Here is a 26093-nt window from a genome sequence, read left to right as displayed (position 1 = left end):
GAAGTGTGTGATTCATAGAGATGGTTTCAATTTTCTTAGCTGAAGATCGAGCTTATAATTCTGTTGTTGAAACCGCTCTTTCTTGATCTGGTAGTGCTGAGATACCTCCTCAGACAAAGGAGTTTGATCAGCGACCTCTGTAATCTTATCCATCGGGGTTCGCCCATTTAACGAACTGTGGGGCCGTTCCCAGTTATAGTAGTGTTGCCTTCAGCTAGTAGTAAATCGAGCTTTTCCAGCCCCACAGAGACATCTATGGTCGGATAGAATTCACTTTTATCTGTTTTCTGTGAACGTTCTACTTTGCCATTCAAGTGAGGTGAGCCAGGCTTATTTGGGCGAAACTTGATTCCATAAATCATGAGTTGTTTTTGGACTTTCTCTGCAAAGAACTCACGTCCTCTGTCCGTCTGAATACGCTGGATAGGAAATGGCATCTCTTCCACGACACAATCGACAAAGTCGACGGTATTTAGTGCTGTGCGCCGAGAGTAGCACCTTAGAACTCGATAGCGAGAGCAGTCATCAATAGCTGTATACTGATAAATTCCAGGCGCTATTTTGCAGGTGTCCATCTGGACTCTATCACCAGGAGTTGGGCGCTCATATCTTTGGTAATCTTTTTTACATCGGTAAGTTACGATGGGGCAGACTGAGGCTTCGGATAAAACTTTATGGAGTGTCGCAGTGCTTAAGTGTATTTGGTGAAGTCGGATTAATTCTGTTTGTAAACGTCGTGCTCCTAAATTGCGTTTCTCACGCATCGTAAGGATCAAAGCTCTTAGTTCATCAGTGACTTTGCTACTTGGAGAAGAGTGAGGGCGTCTGCTCTGGCTTTCCAAACCAACGATTCCATACTGCTTATATCGCTTAGCCCACTTGCGTAATGTTGGTCTGGAAATACCACAGCGTCGACATACGAGGCCTGCATCATCACATTCCTCATACATTTTTACCCACTGTAGACTTTGTTGGATTTCTCTGTCCATATACACCCAGTATAGTTGAAAGGATGTCTATGAATCACACACTTGATATTTTAGAGAGTGTCGCACTTCAGAATTGAATTCGGGCTTGAACCCTAAACACTTCTTCGGTCGACTATTTGTCTTAGTTTGTGCATATAAGACTTGCTCATCTGTTATTGTTCTCAAGTAGGTGCCTTCTTTAATATATTGTCTCAGAAGGGCATTTGTATTTTCATTTGTGCTGCTCTCCCAAGAATAATGAGGATCAACAAAGTAGACTTTCGTATCTAGTGCTTAGGCTATATCTTCTATGGCCTTGTCTCAAGTGGCAATATAGTTTGCCACTACACCACCTAAGCGTTTGTCATAGGCTAGATATAGATAGATTCACTCGTGGCTAACGGGGGTTCCTGTCATCGTTAACACATTAGATATTTGCTCATGACTCCAGTCTGCATGTTCTAAAAACCGAATGAAATCTATCCGCTCTGTCGGGATTTTATACTTGTTCGCATTACTTCGATGTAAGACTGACGACTGATGTGCCTCTTTAGAACTATAGCAATCTTTGCTGCTTCCTCTTCTTCTATGCCTTTCTATGAGTGTCCACTTATTATCTGAATTCGGGGTAACTTTTATGTCAGGTAACATGCTCTTTGCACTGGAATCTTTCGATCTAGGTCAAATAACCTATAGAATTAAATGATTATTTTTAATAATGAAGCAATGCTATAAACACGTAAGTGTAAGATTCTAAAAATAATACAGATAACAACGGTCAGGTAATTCGATGAATAAAGGCATTTTAGCGGTAGTGATTGCAGGTGTAGTGGGTAGCGGTACTTATGTAGCAAACAAAGTGATGGTTGATGCTGCAGCCGAACAACTTGTCAATCAAGTAGAAGACTCGGTTCATAACGTGAATGATAATTTCTTAGACATTCAGATTATAAAAACCGAAATAAGTGGTGGCGATGTAGAACAAGAGTTTGCCGTTTATCTAACTAACGGGCAAGAGCGCACTCCTGAACCTATTTACGTAACTCATAATGCGAAAGTAGCGCCGTTTGGATTAAAAGTGCATGGTCAGTTACAATTACCCAAAGATAAAGGTTTAGCGGCTGAATTTGTTAAAGAGGTGACGTCGTTTAATGAAAACATCAAATATGAGTTATCGCCGACCAGTCAGCACTTCGATCTTAAGAGTAGCTTAACATTAGGTGTGATTAGTGATCGTCATCTTAGCTTAAAGTTAGGTAAATTGTCGTTGAATGTTGCTGGTACGGTAGACGATAATGCTGGACAAATCATTATTGATGGCGCCATGTTTAATGAAAACAACAATATTTTTGAGATTGGTAAAACAACATTGGATTCAGTCTCAAGCTCAACACTACATACCGCTGATCTGACTATATTGAATGCTAGGGTGTCAGATCCTTCAACTCAAATAGCGTTTAATGATGTGAAATTGAATACCAAAGCAACTGTCGGTGAAAAAACCGACGTGTATTATGATTGGGTGGTAGGTTCGTTAAATGTCAATACACCTCAGCTCTCTCTGCCAGAGTCAACTGTGGGCTTTAAGGGTAAGCTTGGGTCTTTTGATACCCAGAAAATCACCGCATTTAATGATGCAATTAGCAATAATCAACATACGGTTGCTGAAGACTTGCTGATACGAATTTTAGGTGACGGCTTTACGTTTTCAGATGTAAATATGTTTGTAAATGATTCCAATGTGAAGGGACAATTAACCTTTAACAAAGCAAATTATGGGAGCTTAACTGGATATCAGTTTGAGAGCCAAGTGCAAAATGCAATTTCGTCTGAAGTAGATATCACATTGACACCAAAATTAGTTACAAAGTTAGGCATTCCACAACAAATGTTAAATCATTTCTGGACGATAGATGAGGCTAATAATTATACAACTAAAGTTACTTTAGATAATAACAAATTAATGGCAAATGGAATCCCTCTTCAATAGAGAGCATAAATAACTAATCAATAGCGCCACTAGGTTGGTGGCGTTTTAAAACCCCTTCTAAATGTTGTATTCAAATTTTCTTATTAATTTTTACTGTTTACTCTTTGTGCAAATAAGAAATTAGCCTCATAAGTTGGTAGCTTTCACCACAAGTTATTATTTTCCATAAAAACGCAGATGAATGAATTTTTTTGTAAATACAAAACAAGATGCGCATTATATTTGATTCATATAAATATATATAAACCTTGACTAATTATAAGACAAAGGGAGTTGTAGCCTTATATTTTCTAAAGCATAGTGATATAATTTATTACTTTGAATGTTTGCATTTATTCAATTGTAAGGTATTTGTTGCACTATTTGAGTTTCTAATCGCTATGTCTTTAATTAAACCTAAGTATAGGTAGTTAAGACTACGCCAATAAAAGTCCTTATTTAGAAATGTTAGTGTGTCGGGTGGATTTACAGTAACACATTGTGCTGGTATACATTAATAATATAGGTAATAAGTGGTTTAATTATCAACCTATTTACGTTTAGTAATTTATAAGAGCGAATAGCTATGAGAATATGCAGTTGGTTTGTTATTGCCTTAACTGTTTCTATATTGTTTACAGGATGTTCAAGTGAGCAAGCAAAATTAATTCATAGTAAATCAGAAGTTTCAAAAAAACTAACAGTAGCTCCTATAGTAAAACCGAATTCTGCAACGAATTCTAAACATAACTCTATTACATCAGCTAAGAAAATACTTACCAAGCAAAGTACTCATAAAGTCGCAAAGACTGTCCCTCATGAGCCAAATAAAAAATCGCATAAGCGTCCAAAGGCTGCTGATAAGGCAATAGCTAAAAATACTCCGGTGCAAAAACATATAGCGCCACCGTTGCCTGAGAAAATGCCGCCAATTATGGCGCCAAAAAAAATTGGTCATCCTTTAGCTAATAGTACCAAGATAATTTTTATGCTAGGGCAAGATAAAAAAGGTTATTACTTATACGGCGAAGGAAAGATTACTGAGGGTACTTACGACAAGTTCTTACGTTATGTCGCTTATTACAAAGGGAAGGGTATAGCTTTAAATCGCCTGATGATACATAGCCCTGGTGGTTTGATGAATGAGGCGATTAAAATTGGCACTTATATGCAAGAGAACAAGTGGGGCTCTGCTAGTGATCAATATATGAAGTGTTATTCCGCATGCGGAATTATTTATGCTTCTGGGGTGTTTAAACAAATTGAACCAGGGGCAGAAATTGGGTTTCACCGACCATATAACCCGAGCAAACCTGATACAGAACGTTTTAAAAAACATGTGTATAAGGTTTACAAGCCTTACTGGGAATATATTGGTGGTAGCTCAAAACTATATGATGAATTTATGCACAATTATGATCGTAATCAGATGTTGATTTTGACCGAAAGTAATATTAATAAATATATGAAAGTTGAAAAAATGTAATGAAAAGTATTAATTTTGATAATGTTGAATTTAAAGCAGTAACATTATTGCTTGTAATGATGGGATTTCTTATTGTTTGGTTCAATGTTATGGGTTATAAAATTCTATTTCCAAACAGAGATTATCCGGTTAACCCGTTTGCCATATTGTTGTTTATTGCTGAATTAGCTGTGCTTATCTGGACTTCATCGGTAATCAAAGATTGGTATTCTACAAGTCGAATTTTAAAGGTTTCATTGTTCTTAATTGTGCCAGCATTTTGGTTACTATGTTATACCGGCATCAATAGCTATCTTAACAGTCTGGCTACAAATGATGTCAAAATTGTTTTAACTGCTGAACATGATAATGAGACTAGACAGAATCAAATTGAAGATATATCTCGAGATATTAAAGATTTTAATACCGAGTTGATTGCCCTTCGCGCTAGAAACGTAAATATTGACCATAAAATTGAAAGTGACACAAAAGAGCTATCAGCGATTAGTATTCAAGATAGCGAAAGGCGAAAAACAGCTAGAGATTGTAGCCAAAGCCCTGATTGTGCTGCTGCAATTGCTAATTTCAAAAAACAAATAGACTCGCTAAATCGAAATATAAAAACCTCGCAAAAAGATAAAGAAGCGAATAGTGACAATATACGTAAGTTGGAATCAGACATTTTTAACTCGCGATCGACAATGAATAGTTTGCGAAGTGAGATTGCGAAAGTTAACAACACCCATTCCGGAACTAAAACAGATTATGATCAAAAGAAACAGATGTATGTATCGATCGTAAACAAAGTCAGTTCTTGGTTTGAGGTGAAATTTGACGACCCATTTGGTGCATTTATTAGTTTTATATCAGCCTTAATATACCCTGTTTACTTCATTCTAAACTTACTGAAATCACTGAGTACTCCAGAGCATAAAGAAAGAAGAAAACACAGTTTGCTACTGAAGCGAGAGCGCCGTGATATTCGAGACATTGCGTTGGCAAAATTACTCAAATATATGCGTGTTTGGGCTAGTAGGCGCACCAAAATTATTGAAGTAGAAAAAATAGTAGAAGTACCTGTTGAGGTTGAAAAAGAAGTCGAACGTACAATTGAAGTAGAAAAAATTGTAGAAGTAGAGATCGAGAAAGAAGTTGAACGCATTGTTGAGGTTGAAAAGATTGTTGAAGTAGAAATTGAGAAATTTGTCGAAGTTCCAGTCAAGGTTGAAGTTCCGGTTTATGTTGACCGAATTCAGAAGGTCAGTGAGCCGATGATAGTGAAAGAACCACAAATCATCATCCATGAACGAATTGTCCCAATTCCTGAGAATATTACCAGTGATGAACTAGAGGAACTACTCAATGCGCAGTCTAGATCTGAGCAAACTACAAGAGTCGAATCGCCAGAATTGGCTTAGATTACAACGGTTAAAAGAACATCAACGAAAGCTTGATGAAGCTAGATATAGAAAAGAACTACTTCAAGAGCAGCTAGAAGCTGAAAAAATTGCGGCCGAAATTGCAGGAGAAAAAGCGGATACTCATGTTCATGAGGGGACTATATCTCCGGAGCAATTGAATACGCTAAAAGGAAAGCAAGTTCATTCTCAAATAGTAAAAGAAGAAGTGACAGCTCAACTCGCGAGAGAGCGTGCGAATGCAGAGATTTATGAGTTAAGAAAATCGCAACGAATCCAGCAAGAAAGGGATTCGAGGCGACTTAAACATCAACGTAGTAGGTGGCTGCAAAGTGCTTTGAATACAATTCTAAAGCTCATCCTTATTATTATTTTGATTTCTTTGGCTGTACTCGGTCTATATCGGATGTATCGATGGGTAACAGAAGCGCCATTGATCAAAGAAGTGGAAAAACGCGTGGAAGTGCCAGTAGAAAAACGTGTAGAGGTTCCAGTTGAAAAAGTGGTTGAGAAAAAGGTCGAAGTTATCCCCGATGAATGTACTCAAATCAGACGAAATGGAAAAATCTATATAGACTGTGATGGAGTTAAAGTCGATGGTGCAAATACGCTCGGGAATGAGAAACTAAATCGTATGCCAGAGTTGTTACAGGAATAAAAATTAGGTTATGTACGATAGTGAACAATCATTCAAAGCCATATTTATAGAATATGATGGGGATCTTGCTAAAGATTTTAAGGTAGAACATGGAATTACCATAGATCACCGTATTTGGGGATTTGGCATGCTTGTAGAAGTTAAGTCTAGAGAGTATGGAGGTTGGTACCTAAACGTAAAGTTCTCTAATCACTATAAAATGGTCTTGTCTGATACTATCTCTAGTTATTTTGTTAAGAGTATGGCTATCAATCGAGAGTATCTCGGTATATACAAAAATATTGCTTTATCCGAAGTCGAAGTAATGACTGAATCTGTCGTAGCGCCTAAAAACCTTAATATGATTGAAGATGAGGCGCTAAAGCGATTTGCTCAAGCAGAGGCTGTACCAGATTCTGTGTAATTTTAGCGAGGGGCACCCATGTTTGTGCCCCAACTCACATTAATACCCGGCAAGTTATCTACAATAGCTCATACCGATGCCTCATCCACATACCTCCAAAACCATGCCCTAAATTTTATAAATTACCCACCTAACTCTCATAAAAATAACAACTTACACAACTCTTACATTCCATTGATGAAATCAATACATGCTTTTTTGCATAGCAAATTATTATGGATTGGTAGAATCTAAAAGGACGTTGAAATGAGAATTCATCGCAAGTTATTCATTCAGTTTTTCACTCTTATATATATGTTGGTTTTTGCCAGTAGTGTGTTTTCCGCTACGGTTACGGATGTGACGGAAGGCAAGATTAATGGCAAGACTAGCATTGTAGTTAGCTTGAAGGGGGCGTTGTCGCATCCTCTTGATTTACCAGTGGTTAAAGATAAAAAGCGGGTTCATCGTGCTTGGGTTTTGTCCGAAGACCGTACTTTTCAGTCGTTGTCTATTGATGACTTTGGCGTTGGGGAGTATTCGGTGTCGTTGGCGGGATTTGACCGAGAGGATCTAAGATCGCTTGAGACGATCAATATTTATGAGGCGTCGCCTTCGGTGCGGGTGTTGGGGCAGGGGCCTTTTATTAATGCTACTGGCGATCGCGCGATTCCTATTGAAAGTGTGAATGCGACGGGTGTGCTTGCGTCTATTTATCGTGTGGATGATACGCCTAAGTTGTTTGCGGATTATTTTTACTCTCAAACGCTAAGTAATTGGTCGGCGCAGCGTCTTAGAAAGAATTTTACCCATCAAACGGATTTGAGTTTTAAACTTCCGGCTGCCAAAGAAAATGCCTCAACGGTGACTAATTTGAAGTTGCCGGATAATTTGGCGAACGGTTGGTACATTATTGCGATTAAGCCGTCTAACTCTTTTGATAGTCCTGATATTTTTCATGTGTTGTTGTCAGATATTGGCGTGCAAGCGAAAGTGTTTGATAAAAAAGTGTCGTTGCAAGCAGTTGATCTTGCTACTCATAAACCGTTGCAATCGGCCAAAGTGAGCATTGTGGGGCAAAATGGTGTTCGTGATATTGCCTATTTAAAGGATGGTTTCGTACAGTTTGATTACGGTGAGCGTTCTAGTGAAGATGTGTTTGTGGTGCAAAGCGGCGCGAGTGTTGCGGTATTGCCAATGAAAGAGGTGCCGCTGGATCTTTCTGACTTTAAAGTGGATGGTCAGCAGTCTAAATCATTGAGTGGCTACATGTTCTCTAACCGAGATCTGTTTAAACCGGGTGAGGAGGTGCCACTTAATATTGTACTACGTAAAGAGTCAGGCGAAATAACGGCGCTGAATTCTCTGTTTATGGAGGTGATTGCGCCTGACGGGAAAGTGATACTGTCACGTAATATTGAGGAATCACAAAAAGGCTTCTTTAACTATCGCTTTACCATTCCTGCTTCCGCAAAACTGGGTAAATGGAGCGCGGTAGTACGTTCGACTCGTCAATCAAAAGCGGTGATCGGCAGTTTTAATTTTAACGTGCAAGAATTTGTCCCTGAGCGGATGGATTTGACGGTATCTGTTCCTCATTTAGTTATGGCTGGTGAGCCAATAAAAGGGCAGGCGAGCGGACGTTACTTGTTTGGGCAAGTGGCGGATGGCAATCGCTTAACCATCAGTTCAACACTGCGTTCTATTGCTTCTTTCCCGGGAAAATACGCTCATTATTTGGTGGGTAAGCAAAAATACATTTCAAGCTCGAATGCGCCAGATGATATTGATTTAAAACTGGATAAACAGGGTAAGGCGCATTTTACTCTTAACGCAGTTTCTAAGGACGCATTAGACGGTCCTGCAATGTTAACGACTAATAATCAGTTGTTTGAAACGGGCGGCGCAACCACTACGCGCATTAATAAATTATTGGTATCAAACGGGAAATCCATTGTCGGTTTAAAACCTAACTCCGAGGATTTTGGCTATTTTACAAAGGCTAAATTCAGTCTGTTGCTGCTTGATGATAAAGGTGAGAATACTTTATCGGGCGATGTCCGCATTAAGGTTGAACGTAACCGAGGTGGCTATTACTGGGTGTTTAACCAAAGCTCTGGTTGGGATTTGCGTCGTGACGATAACTGGCGCGTGACAGAATCTAAAGTGATGCATGTTAATGCTCAACACAATGAGCTTGTGGTGCCTGTAGAGTGGGGCGATTATCGCATTACGGCGGTAGCGCCAAGTGGTCAAGAAACCGTGTATTCATTGTATGCAGGTTGGGAAGATGGCGATACGCAAATTCCAGTTAAGCCTGATCAACTGTCAATGAAATTGGATAAAGAAAGCTACTTAGCTGGTGATTACATCAATGTGCAAGTGGCGTCGCCAAGGGCTGGGTTAGTATCGTTAGAATTAGTGGCAGATAAAACCTATTTGCATAAAACGGTGCAAGTAAAAGGTAAGCAAAACATTCGTTTACGATTGCCGAATAATATTGATCGTCACGATCTATATCTGATTGGTTCGCTTGTTAATTCTGATAAGGCGTACGTGCGCCGTTCGTTAGCGGTTGCTCCGGTAAAACTGTTCCGTGACCATCGGAAACTGGCTGTGTCTATTCAAGCGCCGCAAAGGCTGGAACCTTTTACTACTCAAACAATTAAAGTCAAAGTGGACAATGCTGCCAACCTTAAAGACGCATACGTAGTGTTAACCGTTGCCGACAAAGGGATCATCAATATGTCCCACTATAAAGTGGCTGATATATTCAATTGGTTCTACGGACAAAAACGTTTAGGTGCGGATATTATTGATTTGTACTCTCGACAGTTTGAGTCTCGCCCTTCGCCATTTATTCGTCACCGTTATGGTGGTGATGAAGGGATTAATTCAAGTAAACCGCTTAATAATTTAGTGGAAAGCAAAACTTTTAATCAGGTATTGCCAGCGGTGAAATTAAACCAAAAAGGTGAAGCGAATATTCAGTTGCAAATACCCGATTACAACGGCGAAGTGCAAATGGTAGCAACGGTTTTTGCAGGGGCTAAATTTGGACAAAAAGTGCAGAATGTGACGGTAAGTGCGCCAATTGTCGCCGAACTTTCAATACCTAGATTCTTTGCCACCAATAATCAAAGCCAAGTGATGGTAGAAGCGTCAAACCAAACTAAAGAAATGCAGAAAGTGACGCTTAGCTTGCGCGCCGATGATGGTATTCGATTAGTCGGACAAAGCGCGAAAGTGCTAGAACTTGCACCACAACAAAAAGCGCACTTCGCGGTGCAGGTGGAGGCCGGTAATAAAGTGACCATGACCAACCTGACTTTATCAGTGAATAGCCGCGCTTATCAGATTGAGCGAAATTGGCGCGTTCCAGTGCGCTCGCCGTCACCGTATGTGACTAAAAAGACTACCAGAACGTTAGCGGCAGGGGATTTTGTCAATATAACGCGTGCCCAGTGGCAAGGTGTGTTACCTAAAGATCATGGCATTAGCACTGTTTCGTTTAGTCGAGTGCCAGAGATAGAGCCAACCGCTTTTGTACAAGGCTTGTTTAACTACCCTTATGGCTGTGTAGAGCAAACCACCAGTACGGGCTACCCTTGGTTGCTTGATGATGCCTCACTAGTGTCACTGAAAAAAGAGGTGTTAGAGGAGCGAAGTGATGTTGATATGCTGCAAAAAGCGGTGTTGCGCTTGGCTGATTATCAAAATGGTAAAGGTGGATTTGGCTTGTGGGGATCGTATTCGCAAGAAGAACCTTGGCTGACAAGTTATGTGGCAAGCTTCCTGTTTACGGTGAATGAGCGCTACCCAAATATGGTCAGTAACTCAGTGTTGGATAAAATCACTAGACGCATGCGCCAGTACATTTATGGTGACCTTAACCAAGAGGTTGGAATCAATGATCAAGCGTATGCCGCTTATGTGTTAACTCAAGCCGGGAAATTGTCATTCTCTGATGCTAAGACGTATTTAAAAGAGGTGCCTGTATTTAATAGCCTTAGTAATGCTTATCTTGGGGCGGTGTTCTATCGCCTTGGAGATATGCGCAGTAGCCGAGACTACTTTAGACAAGCCGAATACGCTATTGAGCTGCATGATGATAATTACTACGACTCGTTGTTATCGGCGCGCGCTAAAATTGTGTCGATAGTCAGTGACTTAGAAAAACAAGGGCCGATTAATCGTCAAATGTCTGAACTGCGCATTGAGTCGGCAAAAGCGATCTTTAAAGCGCTGAATAAACGTAGCTATTTTAGTACGCAAGAGCGCTATGCATTAGCCAAGGCCGGTTTTGATTTGCAAGCGTTGAACAAAAAACCAATACAAATCTCTAAAAACGGCCAACTTGTGCCATCGTCTAAAGCTGTCTCTATGCAGCTTGGGGATAGATTTCAAAATGAATCACACGATGTGGCTTATGTGACCGAATCTATTGACGGGTACGCCGACCCTAATGCGTTGCAAAGTTCGGTAGAGTTTAAACAGGTGTCTAGAACCTATTTTGATAGCAAAGGCAAACGCTTAAACCGCGCTACACTGCATGTTGGGGATAGAATCATTGCTAAAGTCGTGGTTAACCTGAAAGAGAATATCGATAAAGCGATGTTAGTAGATTATCTACCGGCGGGGATGGTGCTTGAAAACCCAGATTTCACGGACTCTAAAGAGCTATTGAAATCTCTGGATTTTGTGTCATCTGGCGCAGAAATGGAAGAGTTTAGAAACGACCGCTATGTGACTTCCCTTGATTTTTCGCGTGGCTATGAATACACCTTCTATTACGTAATGCGCGCTGAGACTCAAGGCATTTCAGAGGTGCCAAATCTGTTTATTGAAGATATGTATGCGCCTGAGCGTTTTGTGTATCAGCCTGGTTCTGTTTCTAGTATTCAAATCAAATGAGTTCGCCTGTAAAACGTTGGGTTGCAACTGTGGCATTGGCCATAGTTGCACTCATTATTGGTTTAGCCTTGGCTTGGAAAGTGCTTAATTGGGCTTTTCCTTTGCCAAGTGCTACCCCTAAAAGCGTCGCGTTTAATGTGTTATCGGCGGAAGGCGATACACTGCGCCAGTTTGCCGATGACACAGGCACTTTTCGCATTCCGGTGACGGTAGGTGAGGTGTCACCGCTGTATTTAAAATCGTTACTTGCTTATGAGGACAGCCGTTTTTATTCGCATATTGGGGTGGATATTCCGGCGCTGTTCCGCGCTTTATATCAGCGGATTCGGTATGGAAAAATCGTCTCTGGCGGCTCGACGCTGACCATGCAAGTGGCGCGTATCATTTACCCTATCGATCGCTCCTATGGGGGCAAGCTCATTCAAATATTGTGCGCTTTGCAACTTGAAGCGCACTACAGCAAGCAACAAATCTTGAACTTGTACCTAACCCATGTGCCTATGGGAGGCAATATCGAAGGCGTTGAAGCGGCCAGTCAGCGCTATTTTGGTAAGTCATCGAAAAATTTAAACATCTCTGAAGCTGCATTGCTGACGGTTATTCCACAACGACCAAGTGTCTATCGCCCCGATCGTCACCCCAAAAATGCTCAGCGTGCTCGCAATAAGGTACTAAGACGTTTGATCGCCAATGACATGCTTTCCGAGTCAGAATATCAACTGCTAAGTAAAGAGGCGGTAATTGCCGGGCGAGAGCCAATTAAGCGCAAAGTTCCCTTATTGGCTCGTGAGTTAAGAAAACACCAGCTTGCTTATTTTAAGCAGACAAATGACAACTTGATTCAAGGACACACACCTAAATCAATTCAGGGACAGGCACCGAATTCGTCTTCAGCAAAGGCGTTTACAACGGCTAATTCACAGCAAGAGATTCAAGGACACACACCGAATCTAATTCAAGGACAGGCACTGAATTCTTCTGCAGTAGAGGCGTTTAAAGCGGCTAATTCACAGCAAGAGATTCAGGGACACACACCGAATTTAATTCAAGGACAGGCACTGAATTCTTCTTCAGCAGAGGAGTTTAAAGCGGCTAATTCACAGCAAGAGATCCAAGGACACACACCGAATTTAATTCAGGGACAGGCACCGAATCTCTCTTCAGTAAAGACGTTTATAAAGAGTGAGTTGCAACAAAATGTTGATGCTATTGTTAAGCAGCGGTTTACGGCTTTGTCTAATGATTTGTCTGTGGCGGTGATGGTGGTGGAGAATAAAACTGGCGCTGTGCTTGCTTATAAAGGTTCATTGGATATGGATAACTCTCGCAGTTATGGGCATGTTGATATGACCAAAGCGATTCGCTCTCCTGGTTCTACGTTAAAGCCGTTTGTGTACGCGCAAGCGATGGAGCAAGGATTGATTCATTCGCAAAGTTTGTTGATGGATATTCCGATGCAGTTTGGCACTTATAAACCGCAGAATTTTGATAAACATTTTCAGGGACGAGTATCAGCAACTGAAGCCTTACAACGTTCAAAAAATCTATCGGCTGTGTATCTGCTAAATGAAATCCAAGTGCCTAAATTTGTCAAACGAATGCAGATTTTGGGTTCATCTTTACGATTGCCTGATATGAATTTAACTGTGGTGTTAGGAGGCGGTGGATCAACGCTGCGTGAGTTGGTGATGTATTACACCGCTCTAAGCCGTCAAGGCGTCGCGATAAAGCCGAGACTCAGTCAGTTCGATAAAATAGAACAGGCGCAATTGCTCACTTCTGAAAGTGCTTGGATCACGCGCACTATTTTGCAAGATATACGCTCGCCAGATAGACCTCGCGCTAAATTTGGTAGAAAAATCGGTTGGAAAACGGGCACCAGTTTTGGATTTCGTGATGCTTGGGCTATTGGCACCAGCAATGATTATACGGTAGGGGTGTGGATGGGCAGACCTGACGGTTCGCCATATGTTGGGCAAACCGGCGCCACTATGGCTGCGCCAATCTTATTCGATGTGTTTGATTTATTGCCTAAAGACGTGACAGTGGTAGAAAAACCTAAAGCTGTGGAGCAAGTGTCAATTTGCTGGCCGAGTGGTTTAGCCGCTGAGATGGTTTCGAAAGCCAATTGTCAGCAAAAACGTTTGGCGTGGACTATTGATGGCGTTACGCCAAGAACGCTGCGCCGAGATAAACGTTTATCTGTAGCAAATAATTGGCCGCAAGAGCTGTTGTCATGGGAGAAAGTGCACTCTAAGTCACAACGCTTTATCGATATTATTCAGCCTGAAGACGGCAGTCATATTTATCCCTATGCAGGACAAATTCTGTCACTAAAAGCCTCTAGCCCAGATGTACGCTGGTATTTAGATGGCAATGTGAGTGCAAACCAAATAGATGCACACTCATTATCAGGTAAGCATGAGATCAAAGCCTGTAATAACAATACCTGCAGCTCGGTAAGTATTACGGTTCACTAATATAACACGTCAGTTCAGTTGTATTTATAAATAGCTGGTTCCTTTGCGATAGTGCTATTTTCATGAAAGATAGGATCGCGGAACCAGCTTTAATTTCAGGCAAATGTAGCTTGAGCCAAATTATTTAGATTCATTCATCACGTATTCAATCGCTTCTTGAATGGTCTCTAGGATAAATTGCGCATCTTGTTCAGTGATAACCAGAGAAGGGCGCAAGGTGATGACGCTCTTTTCAATCAGTTTGAACGCCAAACCATGCTCCATGCATCGATACATGATGCGTTCAGCCTCATCGACGCCACGTTCGCCAGACCCACTTAACGCGAGTATCTCAACGCCAATATGTAGACCTATGCCATCCACCATGCCGACCATAGGGTAGGCTTGTTGCATTTGTTTGAATCCATCGATTAATTTTTCACCCAACTTACGTGAATTATCAACAAGTTGATGAGCCTCGATGTATTCAAGAGTTGCCAGACCTGCTGCGCCACACAGTCCATTCTTTTCATGGGTATAGTGCCCAATAGACTGAGTCTCTAAGACATTGAACTTGTTTTTAGTCACTATGCCAGCAAACGGCGTTATACCTCCGCCCAAAGATTTGCCCATCACTAGCACATCTGGAGTGACGTAGTGCTCGCATGCAAACATTTTACCTGTTCGACCAAACCCTTCGATAATCTCATCAAAAATAAGCAGTGCGCCGTGCTTTTCGCACAACTCTTTCACTTTTTTCCAGAAGTATTGAGTGGGCATATTGGGTGTAGCACTGATCGGCTCGCCCACCACACACGCGATATCGCCTTCTTTTTCAAATAAGATTTCCATTTGACGAAGGATCTCATCATCGACTTTTCTTGGGTCGGTAAAGTCCCATGGGTTGTTCTGATAATTTGGGAATTCAACGTGCAACGCGCCGGGTACCATAGGTCCAAGCCCTTGCTTGAATAGACGCTCGCCGCCTAGACTGGCCGATTGAAAGCCATTGCCATGATACGAGTCCCAAAAGGAGATCGTCTTCCATTTTTTTGTGTATGACTTAGCCAGCGATACAGCAAGCTCAATAGCTTCTGAGCCTCCCGGACAAAATGAGACGCGGTCTAGCTCGTCTGGTGTGACTTCAATGAGCTTTTCTGCAAGCGCCACAATATTGGTATTGGTGTAGCGACGAGAGGTAAAAGTGTTCTTATCACGCAATGCCTGCACGACTTTTTCGCACACGTAATCGTTATTAAAACCGACAGCATGCACACCATTCCCATGGCAATCGAGAAATTTATTCCCTTCAAAATCATAGATATAAGCACCGTCTGATTTGGCAATCGCGTGCATCACTGGCGTACTTAGGCTTTGATGTAAAAATGCGTTTTTATCGCGTTGGATAAGCTCTGCCGCCTGTGGGCTAAGCGCCTGCTGTTGGTAATCTTGGCGACGTTGGGACAAGTTAATATCGCCTTGCTCTCTGCTAATCTCTTGCATTGATTTCTCCTGTAAAAATCTCACATGTAGGCTTTAAATCGTATTGAGTGCCACACTCTTTCCTGTGCTGGCTTCCTAGACTCGCTTAGCGACTAATGTGTCGAATGAGTTATGAATAAAACGATTCTGTATCTTATTTGTAACTCATTTAATTGGTCTGTACCAGATCTTTAAGTAAAGATTAGAGTTTTAATATGACAGCTAAATGACAGTGATGTATTGTTTTACGGGTGATCTGAACTTAATTTTGCTACGAAATGTGTGAATCTTGCTTCTATTAAGCAGCAATCTAGCTATTTATGGCTAAATTCCCAGTGGTATAGTCCAGCACGGATTGTTAAGGTGAAATAGAGAGATTTAAAGAAATTATTGCCGCAGTGGAAGCGTGTGGAGGCGTTCCTCAAGTACTGAGAGAGAATTGGTGTGAGATCCGGTGAGTAGGTTTGAATGTTATGGGTGCAGAGTGAGTTATCAAGTAAGTGAGGTCATGCACAACATGTAAAATCTTACATAAAACCAAACAAAAAGAGCCCGCTTATGCTGAGCAAATGGCATAAGCATCATACGTCCTAATGAACGTATGCTTGCATCTATCGCTAGCAATAGTGAGCTACTACAAATAAGCCCTAGAGCGTTTTTCTATTCGATTAAACAGGCGTGACAGTGCAAAGCACAAACAGAAATACACAACGCCAACAATCAACCAGATCTCAAAAATCATTCCTGATGAATTGGCCATCTCTGTGCCGACAAAGGTCATCTCTTGTATGGAAATTAACGAGACAATCGAAGTGTCTTTGACCAGAGAAATAGTTTGTCCCGCCAAAGGTGGCGTAATGGCGGTGAGCACCTGCGGGCCTATCACAAATCGATATTTATCAAGCCCAGAGAGACCTAAAGAGTCGGCCGCTTCCCATTGCCCTTTAGGTATACTTTCAAGGCCGCCGCGAATCACTTCCGCTATGTAGGCCGATGACAATAAGCCAATGCAGATGACGCCCGAAGCTAAGTTTTCCCACAAATTCGCTGGGCCAAATAGAAACTGCTGCACGCCATTAAGGTCGCCTTGGTGCTCACGAAGCAGGCTTTGTAAGCCCAGTAGCGGGATCAGTTGATTGGAGATAAAGAAGTAAAAAATAAACACAAACACCAAAGGTGGAATATTGCGTACCAACTGAATAAACAGCAGTGCAGGAGTTTTAAATAGCGCCAGTTTTGAATGCCTCGCAATGCCAAGCAGGGTGCCAAAAGAGAGTGCAAGCACCATACTCCAAAGACTCAGGCGCAGTGTTGCTACTAGACCTTGGAAGAAGTAAGGGAGCTTGCCCTCAGAAGGAGGAACAAAAATCAAACGTATAGCGTCTTGCCATCGCCAATGGTAATTGATGCCGACAGCGGAGCGGTAATATAGCCAAGCGAGGAACACACCAATAATGGCCAGCAAGACACCGTCTAATAGATTGAGGCTCTGATACCAATAGCGCTTGCTAGCGAGAGCTGTTGCTTTAGTGGATGCTGCTTTAGTGGGTGTGTTGCGTCTGCTCACGTTATTCCTAATGTTAATTGCTTTGTATGGCGTTGTTTTAATTGAATATTAAGTGAACTGTGCCCACTACTAACAAGCACGGTTCACTTATTGGTTAGCCTACTGGCCTTGAGCCACTTGATCTTGCCAATCTAGAGTAGAGAACCAGTATTCATAGCGCTCTTTTAGCCAACCATCTTCGGTGCGATCTTTGATCCATTGGTTAAAGAACTCCGCTTTATCGGTTTCGCCTAAACGCACTGCAAAGGCTTCGTTGCCTTGTGATAGGCGTTCAGTAAACGGAATAAATAGTGAGTCCGAGTGCCTGATGGCTTCCTGCTCAGGTTTAGGGCTGGATGCAATCACCGCCTGTGCATTGCCATTTAGCACTTCTTGAAAGGCTTGGGCTTCATCATCAAATTGAAGAATCTTCGCTTTAGGGAAGGTTTCACGCGCCACTTGCACGGTAACAGCGCCGCGACGTGCCGCTATTTTGATGCGGCGAGAGTTAAAATCTGATACTTTATTAAAGCCCTTTGCCAGTTCTTTACTGGCTGCCAGTTGTACTCCAGAGTGTGAGTAAGGGTCAGTAAACAGAACACTTTTTGAGCGAGCTTCGGTAATGGATAAACCGCCGATGATCACATCAAACTTTTGTGAGAGCAGTGAGGGGATAATGCCGTCCCAAGCGGTTGGCACAAATTCTACTTTCCAGCCAGAATCGGCGGCTAAGCGTTTGGCTACATCAATTTCAAAACCAATCAGATCGCCTTGTTTATTGCGCATTGCCCAAGGGACAAAGGTCGACATGCCAACTCGCAAAGTGCCTCTATCGTATATTTTGTCTAAATTTGGTGTAGCTGAATTTTGCGTATTAGTCGCAAATGCAGGCAAGCTGACAGCGAGCGCCAGTAGTGCCGTAATTGCGGTTTTAAATAGCTTCATGCTGAGTGGTCCTTATTGGGTTCGCCAGTTAGCGCCAAGCTTATGTTCTAACCAAGCGGCGATGGCAGAGAGTGAAAGAGTAAGCGCAAGATAAATGATGGCCACCGAGAACCAAATCTCAAAGGGCATCGCAGTTTCAGAAACAATGTTTCTGGCTTGTGTGGTTAGGTCAAATACCGCCATAACACTCACAATAGAAGAGTTTTTAATCAGTGAAATCACCTCATTGGTTAATGGAGGTAATGTTCTTTGAATCACTTGTGGCAGGATCACATCCCAAAAGGTGAATAGGCGGGATAAGCCTAGAGAGTGAGCCGCTTCAAATTGCCCACGAGCAATGCTGTTTAGTCCCGCACGGAAAATCTCCGCAGTATACGCGCCTTGGAACAGTGCCAGTGCCAATACTGCGGTGCTGAATCTATCTAGCCCAATGACGGGGCCAAACACAAAATACAAAAGATAAATTTGCACAAGCAGTGGGGTGTTACGAATCAGTTCCACATAGCCGGTGGCTAACGCTCTGCCCACCACTGAATTGGAGTTTCTGAGAAGCGCGGTCACTAAACCTATGCCTAGCGTGGCCACGAGAGCAATCAAAGAGATCTGTATCGTGACTAGTAACCCGTCGAGCAATTCGGCAGACCACCACTGACCATCTTCATAGATGGCAATGTAATCCGGCACTCTATCCCATTGCCAGTGATAGCCCATAGCCTGTGCGCCCGAATTCAATATCCAAGTGACTGCCGCTACCAGAACAATGATTTGCAGTATGGCAAACAGGGTGGGTTTAATAATACGCCCAAACATCAGTAGCTTAAGATCTGCTTGAGGAAAGCTTGCGTGCGCTTGTGTTGCGGGTTTTCAAACAATGCCTGCGGACTATTTGATTCCACTATTTGTCCCTCATCCATGAAAATAACGCGGTCGGCCACTTTTTTGGCAAAGCCCATTTCATGGGTCACGCAAACCATAGTGATTCCCTCTTTGGCAAGATCGACCATAACATCAAGTACCTCATTGATCATTTCAGGATCAAGGGCAGAAGTGGGCTCATCAAATAATAATAGCTCAGGCTTCATGCACAAAGAGCGTGCAATCGCGACGCGTTGCTGTTGTCCGCCAGAAAGTTGTACTGGATATTTGTGTGCTTGCTCTTGAATATGCACGCGCTCTAGATAGTGCATCGCCACTTTTTCTGCTTCTTGCTTACTTTTCTTTAGGGTGCGAATGGGCGCAAGAGTGAGGTTTTCAAGAACCGTTAAATGCGGGAATAGGTGGAAGTGTTGAAAAACCATCCCCACCTTGCCGGGGTTTTTAAACGGGCAGGGTAAGGTATGTTCAAGCACGTTAAGCTCACCGCTATCAAAAGGCTCAAGCTGATTGATGCAACGAATAAGCGTTGATTTACCAGAGCCTGACGGGCCACAGATCACAACAATCTCGCCTTTGTGGATTGATAAATCGATGTCTTTTAGGGCGTGAAAATCGCCGTACCACTTGTTAAGCGATTGGAACTTAACCATACCTTGTTGATTATTCAAACTATTAGTCATTGGTAGTGCATGTGTCGATCACCTTATCAATTTAGCCACGGCAATGCACATGAATTTGACGACATTAGTAGGAATAAATATAGGCTGTTATGGGATATTTACGCCAATTATGGGTTAGCACTAATACTTTTAATCGCTTACTAGAGTGACTACTGAACTCTTCCATAACCTCCCTTGCGCTGCTGATTTAGCTGGGCGTGCTGAGTTTTATGTATAACATCAATGATGATGAAACTATCTCTATTGTTAAGTACAGAATGTTGTTATTTCGTGCAATTTAGCAAAGTTAAATTCAGAAAATGAAGGTCTACTGCTTTTTATTGTTATTAAACAATGGCTTAGTGAATGTGATATTACAGTGCTTGAACATCGATATTATTCAAATCAAAAATGTTATGTTATAACGTCCGACCTAATTATTTGAACTCTATCACATTTAATGAATATCAAAGCAACTGAAAACACCAATGACGAGCGTTATTTGCTGGCGATGTCTGCACTCAGTCGAGTGTTGCTGGGCACGGTAGGGCTTTGCGTTTTATGGTTGGCAATTAAATGGGCGATCTCTCTAGCATGATTCACTTTAATGATTTAGTCATTGGCTATCAGAACAAAGCAGTGTGTCACTCCATATCCGGTCAGGTAAAGCTAGGTTCTTTATCTGCCATTGTAGGGCCGAATGGGGTAGGCAAATCAACGTTATTGAAAACACTCTGTGGGTTAATTCCTGCTATTTCAGGCACCACAAGCCTAGAAAATGTAGACAAAAAAGGCATTGCTTGGTTGCCACAAAAATCAAATATTGATCAGGATTTTCCAATCAATGTGTTTGAAGTGGTTTCTATGGGGTGCTGGCCGAGAAAAAGCATTTTTAGACGTTTGTCGAAAAAAGACATGCAAAACGTGGATTGGGCTCTAGAACAAGTCGGGATTACCGAGCTTAAAAAGACCAGCATCAATTGTTTATCCGGAGGGCAATTTCAGCGCATGTTATTTGCCCGCTTATTGGTACAAGATGCGCCAATAATGCTAATGGATGAGCCTTTTGCCGGTATTGATGAAGATACCCAAATGTTGATTTTAAATCTCATTTTAGAGCTTCACCGCAAGGGTAAAACCATTGTGGCGGTGTTGCACGATATCTCAATGGTTGAAAGCTACTTTACTGACATTATCCGGTTGAGTAATGGACAGGCGATTTTTGAACAAAATAACGTAAATCAGGTAACAGACTAACACTATGTCCATTCATATTCTCGATGCGTATTGCCAGTTTGGCTTTATGCGACGCTCACTTGTTGCCTGTGTCGTGCTGTCTTTTAGCTTACCACCACTGGGTATATTTTTACTATTACGCCGCATGAGCTTAGTCGGCGATGCGCTGTCGCACGCGGTATTACCGGGCGTGGCCATTGGCTACCTTTTTGCAGGAATGTCACTGTTTTATATGGGTGTCGGCGGTTTTTTTGCCGGGCTATTTGTCGCGCTCACCTCCAGTTGGATCAGTAAGCGCGCCAAACTTAGTGAAGATTCCACCTTTGCCGGACTGTATCTAGGCTCACTTGCTTTAGGGGTGATCTTGGTATCGTATCGCAAGAACAGCATTGATCTATTACATCTATTGTTTGGCTCATTGCTGGCCGTGGATAACGGCGCGTTAGTCTTTATTGGCGTGGTGGTGAGCATCACCCTATTAACACTGGCTATTTGCTATAGAGCGATTGTTTATGAGTCATTTAACTCAAGCTTTTTCTCTATTTATTCAAGTCGATATTCCATCTATATCCATGCCTTATTTATGGGGCTGGTGGTATTAAATCTTATCGCAGGTTTTCAGGTGCTCGGCACGTTAATGTCGGTGGGCTTAATGATGTTGCCAGCCATTTCAGCGCGATGCTGGACCGACCGATTACCGCATATGCTGATGATTTCGATTGTGTTTGGCATGGTCAGCTCACTACTTGGTTTGAGCTGGTCTTGGTTCCAATCCATACCGGCAGGACCTGCCATTATTTTGGTCGCTATGTTTATTTTTATTCTGTCTATTTTCTGTGGAAGCAAGAAAGGAATGCTTCGACAGTAATGGATGTCATTACTTATTAGGAAACCCCCAATGAAACTATTAAAACTTGCAAGTGTCACTTTGGCTATTGCAGCAAGCAGCACCGCTATGGCGGGAACAGTCAATGCAGTGGCGAGCTTCTCTGTATTGGGTGATATCGTGCAGCAAGTTGGCGGCGAACACGTGCAGGTAACCACTTTAATTGGCGCTGAAAGCGACCCTCATTCATTTTCTCCTGCACCGCAAGACAGCGTGACTTTAAACAAAGCTGACGTTGTATTTGTTAGCGGCTTGGGCTTAGAAGGTTGGATGGATCGCTTAGTAAAAGCCTCTGGCTATAAAGGCGAGGTCGTGACTGCATCGAACGGCATTCAAACTCGTAGCATGATTGATGATGGTGAAAAGATCATTGATCCTCACGCATGGAACAGCATGGCAAACGGTGTAACGTACGCCACTAACGTAATGAATGCGTTGATCAAAGCAGATCCGGAAGATGCAGATTACTTTAAGCAGCACGGCGAGCAGTACATCAAACAATTGTCTGATCTTAATGACTGGGCCGTAACTACGTTCAACGCCATTCCAAGAGAAAAACGCAAAGTGCTGACTAGCCATGACGCGTTTGGTTATTTTGGCGCGCAATACAATGTGGATTTCCTAGCACCACAAGGCTACTCAACAGAGTCTGAAGCCAGTGCTCAACATATTGCTGAACTTATCAATCAGATCAAATCTGAAGGAGTAAAAGTTTACTTTATGGAAGACCAAACCGACCCGCGTTTAGTTAAGCAAGTGGCGGCGGCAAGTGGCGCGAAAGAGGGCGGTGAGCTGTACCCAGAAGCACTGTCTTTGACTGACGAGGCAAATACTTACGCGAAAGCCTTTAAACATAACGTAACTGTTATCGCCAATAGCATGAAGTAGGTACAATATGCATCCTATCAAACCGACATTCCGAACTGTATTAGTTACCCTGTTGCTGTGGCTATTTTGCCAGTCAGCTGTGGCTCATCCGCACTCGTGGATAGATACTAAGACGCAAATACTAGGCAATAGCCAAGCTATTGATGGTTTTAAGATGGAATGGACGTTTGATAGGATGACGACTGCGTATTTGTTCGATGGTGAAGATATGTCGCCCGAACATCGACAACAGACGTTGAACACAATTTCAGCCTCTGTGATTGATAACATGCGGCCTTCACATGACTTCACTTATTTAGATGAAGGCAAACACTCTTTCAAATATCAACAAGTCACTGATGCGAAGTTAAAGGAAGTTAAAGGCAAAGCGATTTTGAGCTTTACCTTGCTGTTAAACAAACCTTATCTATTTGATGGCAAAAAGCTCGCTTTGCGTATTTTTGACCCTTCTTATTATGTGGATATGTCTTGGCGAGCCGCTAGTGACGTACAATTTGCCAGTACTCTTGCCCCTTATTGCTCTTCATCTTTGATTGAGCCGCATCCAACGGCTTCGCAAGTCAATAAAGCCATGTCGATACCCGTTGACGCTACTCCTGATACCCAATTGGGCAAAGTATTTACCCAAACACTGAGCTTTAGTTGTAAACATGGACAGTTGCCAAAATGAAAATAAATAAAATCACTCCCCTTGAGGTATCGCAGCCGATTTTTCAACAAAAGCCACTATCTGCACCACTGGCTCAAGCAAAAGTGAGCATGTCTAAATCTATGCTGGTGATTGCTGTCGTGTTGGCACTTGTTGTTGTGGCGTTATGGTTTTTGTGGCCAGTCATTTTACTCAACAGCATCCATCTGCAAAAAGAGTCATTGGATTATCTGACGGAGCAGTTTTATAGCGGTGATAGCAAAGCTGATTTCATTATATTAGGCGTGTGCTTTTTATATGGGATGTTGCACTCGTTAGGCCCTGGGCATGGCAAAGTGGTGGTCAGCACCTATTTGGCAACCAATGAAACGCGACTTAAAGCGGGCATCTTTATCACCATGTGTTCTGCGGTTGTGCAGGCACTTGTTGCGGTAGGTTTGGTCAGCACGTTTGTTTTTGTGTTTCATCAAACTATGCGCAAGCTCAATACCACAGTCAGTGAATTAGCCACCTACAGCGGCGTATTGGTAGCTCTATTGGGCATTCAGCTTATCTATAGCGCGGTTAAGTATCTGTATGCGTCGAGTAAAGCCAATCAGCATCATCAACATGGCGACAACTGTGCTTGCGGGCACAAACACTCAGCGAATGCTGCTGAATTAAATACTATCTCGAAGCCGAAAGAGTACTTAATGATTATCTTGAGTATAGGGTTAAGACCGTGCTCTGGAGCTATCTTAGTGCTGTTCTTTGCAAACTTAACGCATCTGTATTGGCTTGGGGTCATCGGCGCTTTTTTAATGGCGATAGGCACAGCCATAACCACGTCCAGTATCGCTTTTTTAACGGTCACCGGACGAAAATTTATCCAGTATTACACCAAATCAACGCGTTCTAGTATCAGCGTTGTATTGCCAACATTAGTGAAATGTCTGGCCGGACTCTTTTTGATCGTGCTTGGGGTGTTACTGATAGTGATACCTAGCTATGGGATGTCCCCGATTTTTTCATAGTGATTCTATAAGCCTTCTATTAGCGCTACTTTAATACTCTTTATATGCAGATTTTGTTATGCATCTCTTTTCTAAATAGTATTGAAGTAGCGTAACACCTCTAACCTTTCACCAATTATTGAGAACCTACTCACATAACTCTCTTGTGATTGAAATAATTGAACTTTCTCTGAAAAATAAACCATTCAAAGCTCAAAATACAACTAAACTTTTTCTTTAGTACAGCTTAGCTGTGTCCCCCAAAACTTAAGTTATTTTTCATAGAAGGATTTATGAATGAAAAAAGTTGTATTAACATCAACACTCGCGCTGATGACCTCTATGGCGTTGGCTACTGAACAAGCGGCTACTGAACAAGCGCCGCTGCCGCAGACGGTATTTAAAAATGTAGATATTTTTAATGGTACAGAAAACAAACTGTATGAAAATCATCATGTTTTGATTGAAGGGAATAAAATCAAAAGCATTTCTGGCGACGAAATTACTGTCCGTGACGATGCACTTATAATTGATGGTAAGGGAAAAACGCTCACTCCAGGCTTTATTGAAAACCACGCTCACTTAATGTTAATGGGCCCAAGTTTGCCAGCGATGGAGTCAGGTAAAACCTGGGAAGACTTTGCCATACACGGCTCGCGCATGGCGCAAATGTATCTTATGCAAGGCTTTACCACAGTGCGAGATGCTGGCGGTGCAAATGGTGGCTTGCGCCGCGCCATTGATGCCGGTGAGATTATTGGACCGCGTTATTATCCGTCAGGCGCCTTTTTGAGTACTCGCGGAGGGCACGCTGATTTTGCCAACTATTCTGCACCAGTAGGTCAAGAGTCGAACTTTACTCGCCTGAATATGGCGCAAGAGGTAGATAGCGTAGGGGATGTTAAAAAATACGCGCGTAATAACTTTCGCATGGGCGCCACTCAGCTCAAATACATGCAATCTGGCGGCGTAGTCTCAGCGTTTGACCCATGGCAATTACTTGCAGGTTCACCAGAAGAATTATCTGCGGCGGTCGCGGTGGCTGAAAGCTACGGCAGTTACGTAATGGCGCACTCTTACCGTAAAGAAGCCATTTTAGGCGCACTTGATGCGGGCGTCATGTCCATTGAGCATGGCTTTTCGTTTGACTGTGAGATTGCCGAGGTGATGAACGACAAAGGTGCGTATATCACCACCAACTTAACCGCTTTTGATCCGGGCCTGATGGATATCCCCGCCATTAAAAACGTCCCTTCGAGTTATCGCAAAGCGAAGTCTGCTACCGAGTCTTTTAAAAACTACATTCCGAACATGAAAAAGTGTCCGGTTAAGCGCGGTTTTCAAACCGACTGTGTAGGCTCTGTCGACGCTTGTAATATCCAAATTGCCTACGAGAAAAAGCTTAACAATGACTTTTTTGGCCCGTATGAATCATTAAAAACCTTGACCTCAATCGGCGGTGAAATTGCCACGCTAACGGGCGACTTCACTAACCCTTACCCAGAGGCAAAATTAGGTGTGATTGAAGTAGGAGCGTATGCCGATGTATTGCTACTGGATGGCAACCCACTGCAAGACTTTTCAGTGGTGGGTACAGGTGATAAATGGTTTGGCGCGGAAAAACGTGTGGACAGTCCAGAGACTATTCAGCTGATCATGAAAGATGGCGTGATTTACAAAAATACCTTATAGGCTAAATAA

General features: G+C 42.4%; 18 protein-coding genes and 1 pseudogene. 13 read left to right on the top strand and 6 right to left on the bottom strand.

Going from position 1 to position 26093, the window contains the following annotated elements:
* Nucleotides 1-12 precede the first annotated feature (12 nt).
* Nucleotides 13-989, bottom strand: a pseudogene (locus tag OCU38_RS16360) (IS481 family transposase).
* A 769-nt stretch (nucleotides 990-1758) separates the two neighbouring features.
* Between OCU38_RS16360 and OCU38_RS16355 the strand changes: the two are divergent.
* The 7 genes from OCU38_RS16355 to OCU38_RS16325 all read left to right on the top strand — a co-directional run bounded on the left by OCU38_RS16355 (nucleotide 1759) and on the right by OCU38_RS16325 (nucleotide 14254).
* A complete protein-coding gene (locus tag OCU38_RS16355; RefSeq protein WP_261824532.1) occupies nucleotides 1759-2958 on the top strand; it encodes a hypothetical protein in 1200 nt (399 codons plus the stop codon).
* 565 nt (nucleotides 2959-3523) lie between these two features.
* Nucleotides 3524-4423: a hypothetical protein gene (locus OCU38_RS16350; RefSeq protein ID WP_261824531.1), complete on the top strand. Its 900-nt coding sequence runs from the start codon at nucleotides 3524-3526 to the stop codon at nucleotides 4421-4423.
* Complete coding sequence (locus OCU38_RS16345) at nucleotides 4423-5820, top strand: hypothetical protein (protein WP_261824530.1); 1398 nt, start codon at nucleotides 4423-4425, stop codon at nucleotides 5818-5820. The genes OCU38_RS16350 and OCU38_RS16345 overlap by 1 nt, the downstream gene beginning before the upstream one ends.
* Entirely contained in the window at nucleotides 5765-6478 is a 714-nt protein-coding gene (locus OCU38_RS16340) for a hypothetical protein (RefSeq protein WP_021713469.1), read from the top strand. Before OCU38_RS16345 ends, OCU38_RS16340 begins: the two co-directional genes overlap by 56 nt.
* A 10-nt stretch (nucleotides 6479-6488) precedes the next feature.
* Entirely contained in the window at nucleotides 6489-6881 is a 393-nt protein-coding gene (locus tag OCU38_RS16335) for a hypothetical protein (protein ID WP_261824529.1), read from the top strand.
* Nucleotides 6882-7127: 246 nt separating this feature from the next.
* Nucleotides 7128-11774, top strand: coding sequence for an alpha-2-macroglobulin family protein (locus OCU38_RS16330; RefSeq protein ID WP_261824528.1), 4647 nt, complete (start codon nucleotides 7128-7130; stop codon nucleotides 11772-11774).
* The gene (locus OCU38_RS16325; protein WP_261824527.1) at nucleotides 11771-14254 is read left to right on the top strand and encodes a penicillin-binding protein 1C; all 2484 of its coding nucleotides are present in this window, start codon (nucleotides 11771-11773) and stop codon (nucleotides 14252-14254) included. The genes OCU38_RS16330 and OCU38_RS16325 overlap by 4 nt, the downstream gene beginning before the upstream one ends.
* Nucleotides 14255-14374: 120 nt before the next feature.
* Here OCU38_RS16325 and pbfA read toward each other — a convergent pair whose 3' ends face one another.
* The 5 genes from pbfA to OCU38_RS16300 form a co-directional block, all read right to left on the bottom strand.
* On the bottom strand, nucleotides 14375-15736 hold the full coding sequence (gene pbfA, locus OCU38_RS16320; protein ID WP_261824526.1) for a (R)-1-hydroxy-2-aminoethylphosphonate ammonia-lyase: 1362 nt from the start codon (nucleotides 15734-15736) through the stop codon (nucleotides 14375-14377).
* Between the two features lie 613 nt (nucleotides 15737-16349).
* Nucleotides 16350-17180 (bottom strand): amino acid ABC transporter permease, encoded by an 831-nt coding sequence (locus OCU38_RS16315; RefSeq protein WP_261824976.1) that lies wholly within the window; start codon nucleotides 17178-17180, stop codon nucleotides 16350-16352.
* Between the two features lie 201 nt (nucleotides 17181-17381).
* A complete protein-coding gene (locus OCU38_RS16310; RefSeq protein ID WP_261824525.1) occupies nucleotides 17382-18206 on the bottom strand; it encodes a transporter substrate-binding domain-containing protein in 825 nt (274 codons plus the stop codon).
* 12 nt (nucleotides 18207-18218) lie between these two features.
* Nucleotides 18219-19016, bottom strand: coding sequence for an amino acid ABC transporter permease (locus tag OCU38_RS16305; protein WP_261824524.1), 798 nt, complete (start codon nucleotides 19014-19016; stop codon nucleotides 18219-18221).
* Complete coding sequence (locus OCU38_RS16300) at nucleotides 19016-19762, bottom strand: amino acid ABC transporter ATP-binding protein (protein WP_315972566.1); 747 nt, start codon at nucleotides 19760-19762, stop codon at nucleotides 19016-19018. Before OCU38_RS16300 ends, OCU38_RS16305 begins: the two co-directional genes overlap by 1 nt.
* 555 nt (nucleotides 19763-20317) lie before the next feature.
* On the opposite strand from OCU38_RS16300, the gene OCU38_RS16295 reads away from it, so the two are divergent.
* The 6 genes from OCU38_RS16295 (at nucleotide 20318) to OCU38_RS16270 (ending at nucleotide 26084) form a co-directional block, all read left to right on the top strand.
* Nucleotides 20318-20998 carry a metal ABC transporter ATP-binding protein gene (locus OCU38_RS16295; protein WP_261824523.1) on the top strand — a complete coding sequence of 227 codons (681 nt, stop codon included), beginning with the start codon at nucleotides 20318-20320 and terminating at the stop codon, nucleotides 20996-20998.
* Between the two features lie 4 nt (nucleotides 20999-21002).
* Nucleotides 21003-21845 carry a metal ABC transporter permease gene (locus tag OCU38_RS16290; protein WP_261824522.1) on the top strand — a complete coding sequence of 281 codons (843 nt, stop codon included), beginning with the start codon at nucleotides 21003-21005 and terminating at the stop codon, nucleotides 21843-21845.
* A gap of 30 nt (nucleotides 21846-21875) precedes the next feature.
* Entirely contained in the window at nucleotides 21876-22751 is an 876-nt protein-coding gene (locus tag OCU38_RS16285) for a metal ABC transporter solute-binding protein, Zn/Mn family (RefSeq protein WP_261824521.1), read from the top strand.
* A 7-nt stretch (nucleotides 22752-22758) separates the two neighbouring features.
* Nucleotides 22759-23421 carry a DUF1007 family protein gene (locus tag OCU38_RS16280; protein ID WP_261824520.1) on the top strand — a complete coding sequence of 221 codons (663 nt, stop codon included), beginning with the start codon at nucleotides 22759-22761 and terminating at the stop codon, nucleotides 23419-23421.
* A complete protein-coding gene (locus OCU38_RS16275) occupies nucleotides 23418-24413 on the top strand; it encodes a nickel/cobalt transporter (RefSeq protein WP_261824519.1) in 996 nt (331 codons plus the stop codon). The genes OCU38_RS16280 and OCU38_RS16275 overlap by 4 nt, the downstream gene beginning before the upstream one ends.
* 276 nt (nucleotides 24414-24689) lie before the next feature.
* A complete protein-coding gene (locus OCU38_RS16270; RefSeq protein ID WP_261824518.1) occupies nucleotides 24690-26084 on the top strand; it encodes a metal-dependent hydrolase family protein in 1395 nt (464 codons plus the stop codon).
* Nucleotides 26085-26093: the final 9 nt, after the last annotated feature.

The organism is Vibrio neonatus (assembly GCF_024346975.1).
Classification (GTDB): Bacteria; Pseudomonadota; Gammaproteobacteria; order Enterobacterales; family Vibrionaceae; genus Vibrio; species Vibrio neonatus.
Note: the sequence above shows the minus strand (reverse complement) of the source record. Positions and strands in the feature narration are given on the sequence as shown.

Bases quoted from the DNA above. Each gene is read 5' to 3' on its own strand.
- OCU38_RS16355 (WP_261824532.1), top strand. From the start codon at position 1,759: ATGAATAAAGGCATTTTAGCGGTAGTGATTGCAGGTGTAGTGGGTAGC.
- OCU38_RS16350 (WP_261824531.1), top strand. From the start codon at position 3,524: ATGAGAATATGCAGTTGGTTTGTTATTGCCTTAACTGTTTCTATATTG.
- OCU38_RS16345 (WP_261824530.1), top strand. From the start codon at position 4,423: ATGAAAAGTATTAATTTTGATAATGTTGAATTTAAAGCAGTAACATTA.
- OCU38_RS16340 (WP_021713469.1), top strand. From the start codon at position 5,765: ATGCGCAGTCTAGATCTGAGCAAACTACAAGAGTCGAATCGCCAGAAT.
- OCU38_RS16335 (WP_261824529.1), top strand. From the start codon at position 6,489: ATGTACGATAGTGAACAATCATTCAAAGCCATATTTATAGAATATGAT.
- OCU38_RS16330 (WP_261824528.1), top strand. From the start codon at position 7,128: ATGAGAATTCATCGCAAGTTATTCATTCAGTTTTTCACTCTTATATAT.
- OCU38_RS16325 (WP_261824527.1), top strand. From the start codon at position 11,771: ATGAGTTCGCCTGTAAAACGTTGGGTTGCAACTGTGGCATTGGCCATA.
- pbfA (WP_261824526.1), bottom strand. From the start codon at position 15,736: ATGCAAGAGATTAGCAGAGAGCAAGGCGATATTAACTTGTCCCAACGT.
- OCU38_RS16310 (WP_261824525.1), bottom strand. From the start codon at position 18,206: ATGAAGCTATTTAAAACCGCAATTACGGCACTACTGGCGCTCGCTGTC.
- OCU38_RS16305 (WP_261824524.1), bottom strand. From the start codon at position 19,016: ATGTTTGGGCGTATTATTAAACCCACCCTGTTTGCCATACTGCAAATC.
- OCU38_RS16300 (WP_315972566.1), bottom strand. From the start codon at position 19,762: ATGACTAATAGTTTGAATAATCAACAAGGTATGGTTAAGTTCCAATCG.
- OCU38_RS16295 (WP_261824523.1), top strand. From the start codon at position 20,318: ATGGGCGATCTCTCTAGCATGATTCACTTTAATGATTTAGTCATTGGC.
- OCU38_RS16290 (WP_261824522.1), top strand. From the start codon at position 21,003: ATGTCCATTCATATTCTCGATGCGTATTGCCAGTTTGGCTTTATGCGA.
- OCU38_RS16285 (WP_261824521.1), top strand. From the start codon at position 21,876: ATGAAACTATTAAAACTTGCAAGTGTCACTTTGGCTATTGCAGCAAGC.
- OCU38_RS16280 (WP_261824520.1), top strand. From the start codon at position 22,759: ATGCATCCTATCAAACCGACATTCCGAACTGTATTAGTTACCCTGTTG.
- OCU38_RS16275 (WP_261824519.1), top strand. From the start codon at position 23,418: ATGAAAATAAATAAAATCACTCCCCTTGAGGTATCGCAGCCGATTTTT.
- OCU38_RS16270 (WP_261824518.1), top strand. From the start codon at position 24,690: ATGAAAAAAGTTGTATTAACATCAACACTCGCGCTGATGACCTCTATG.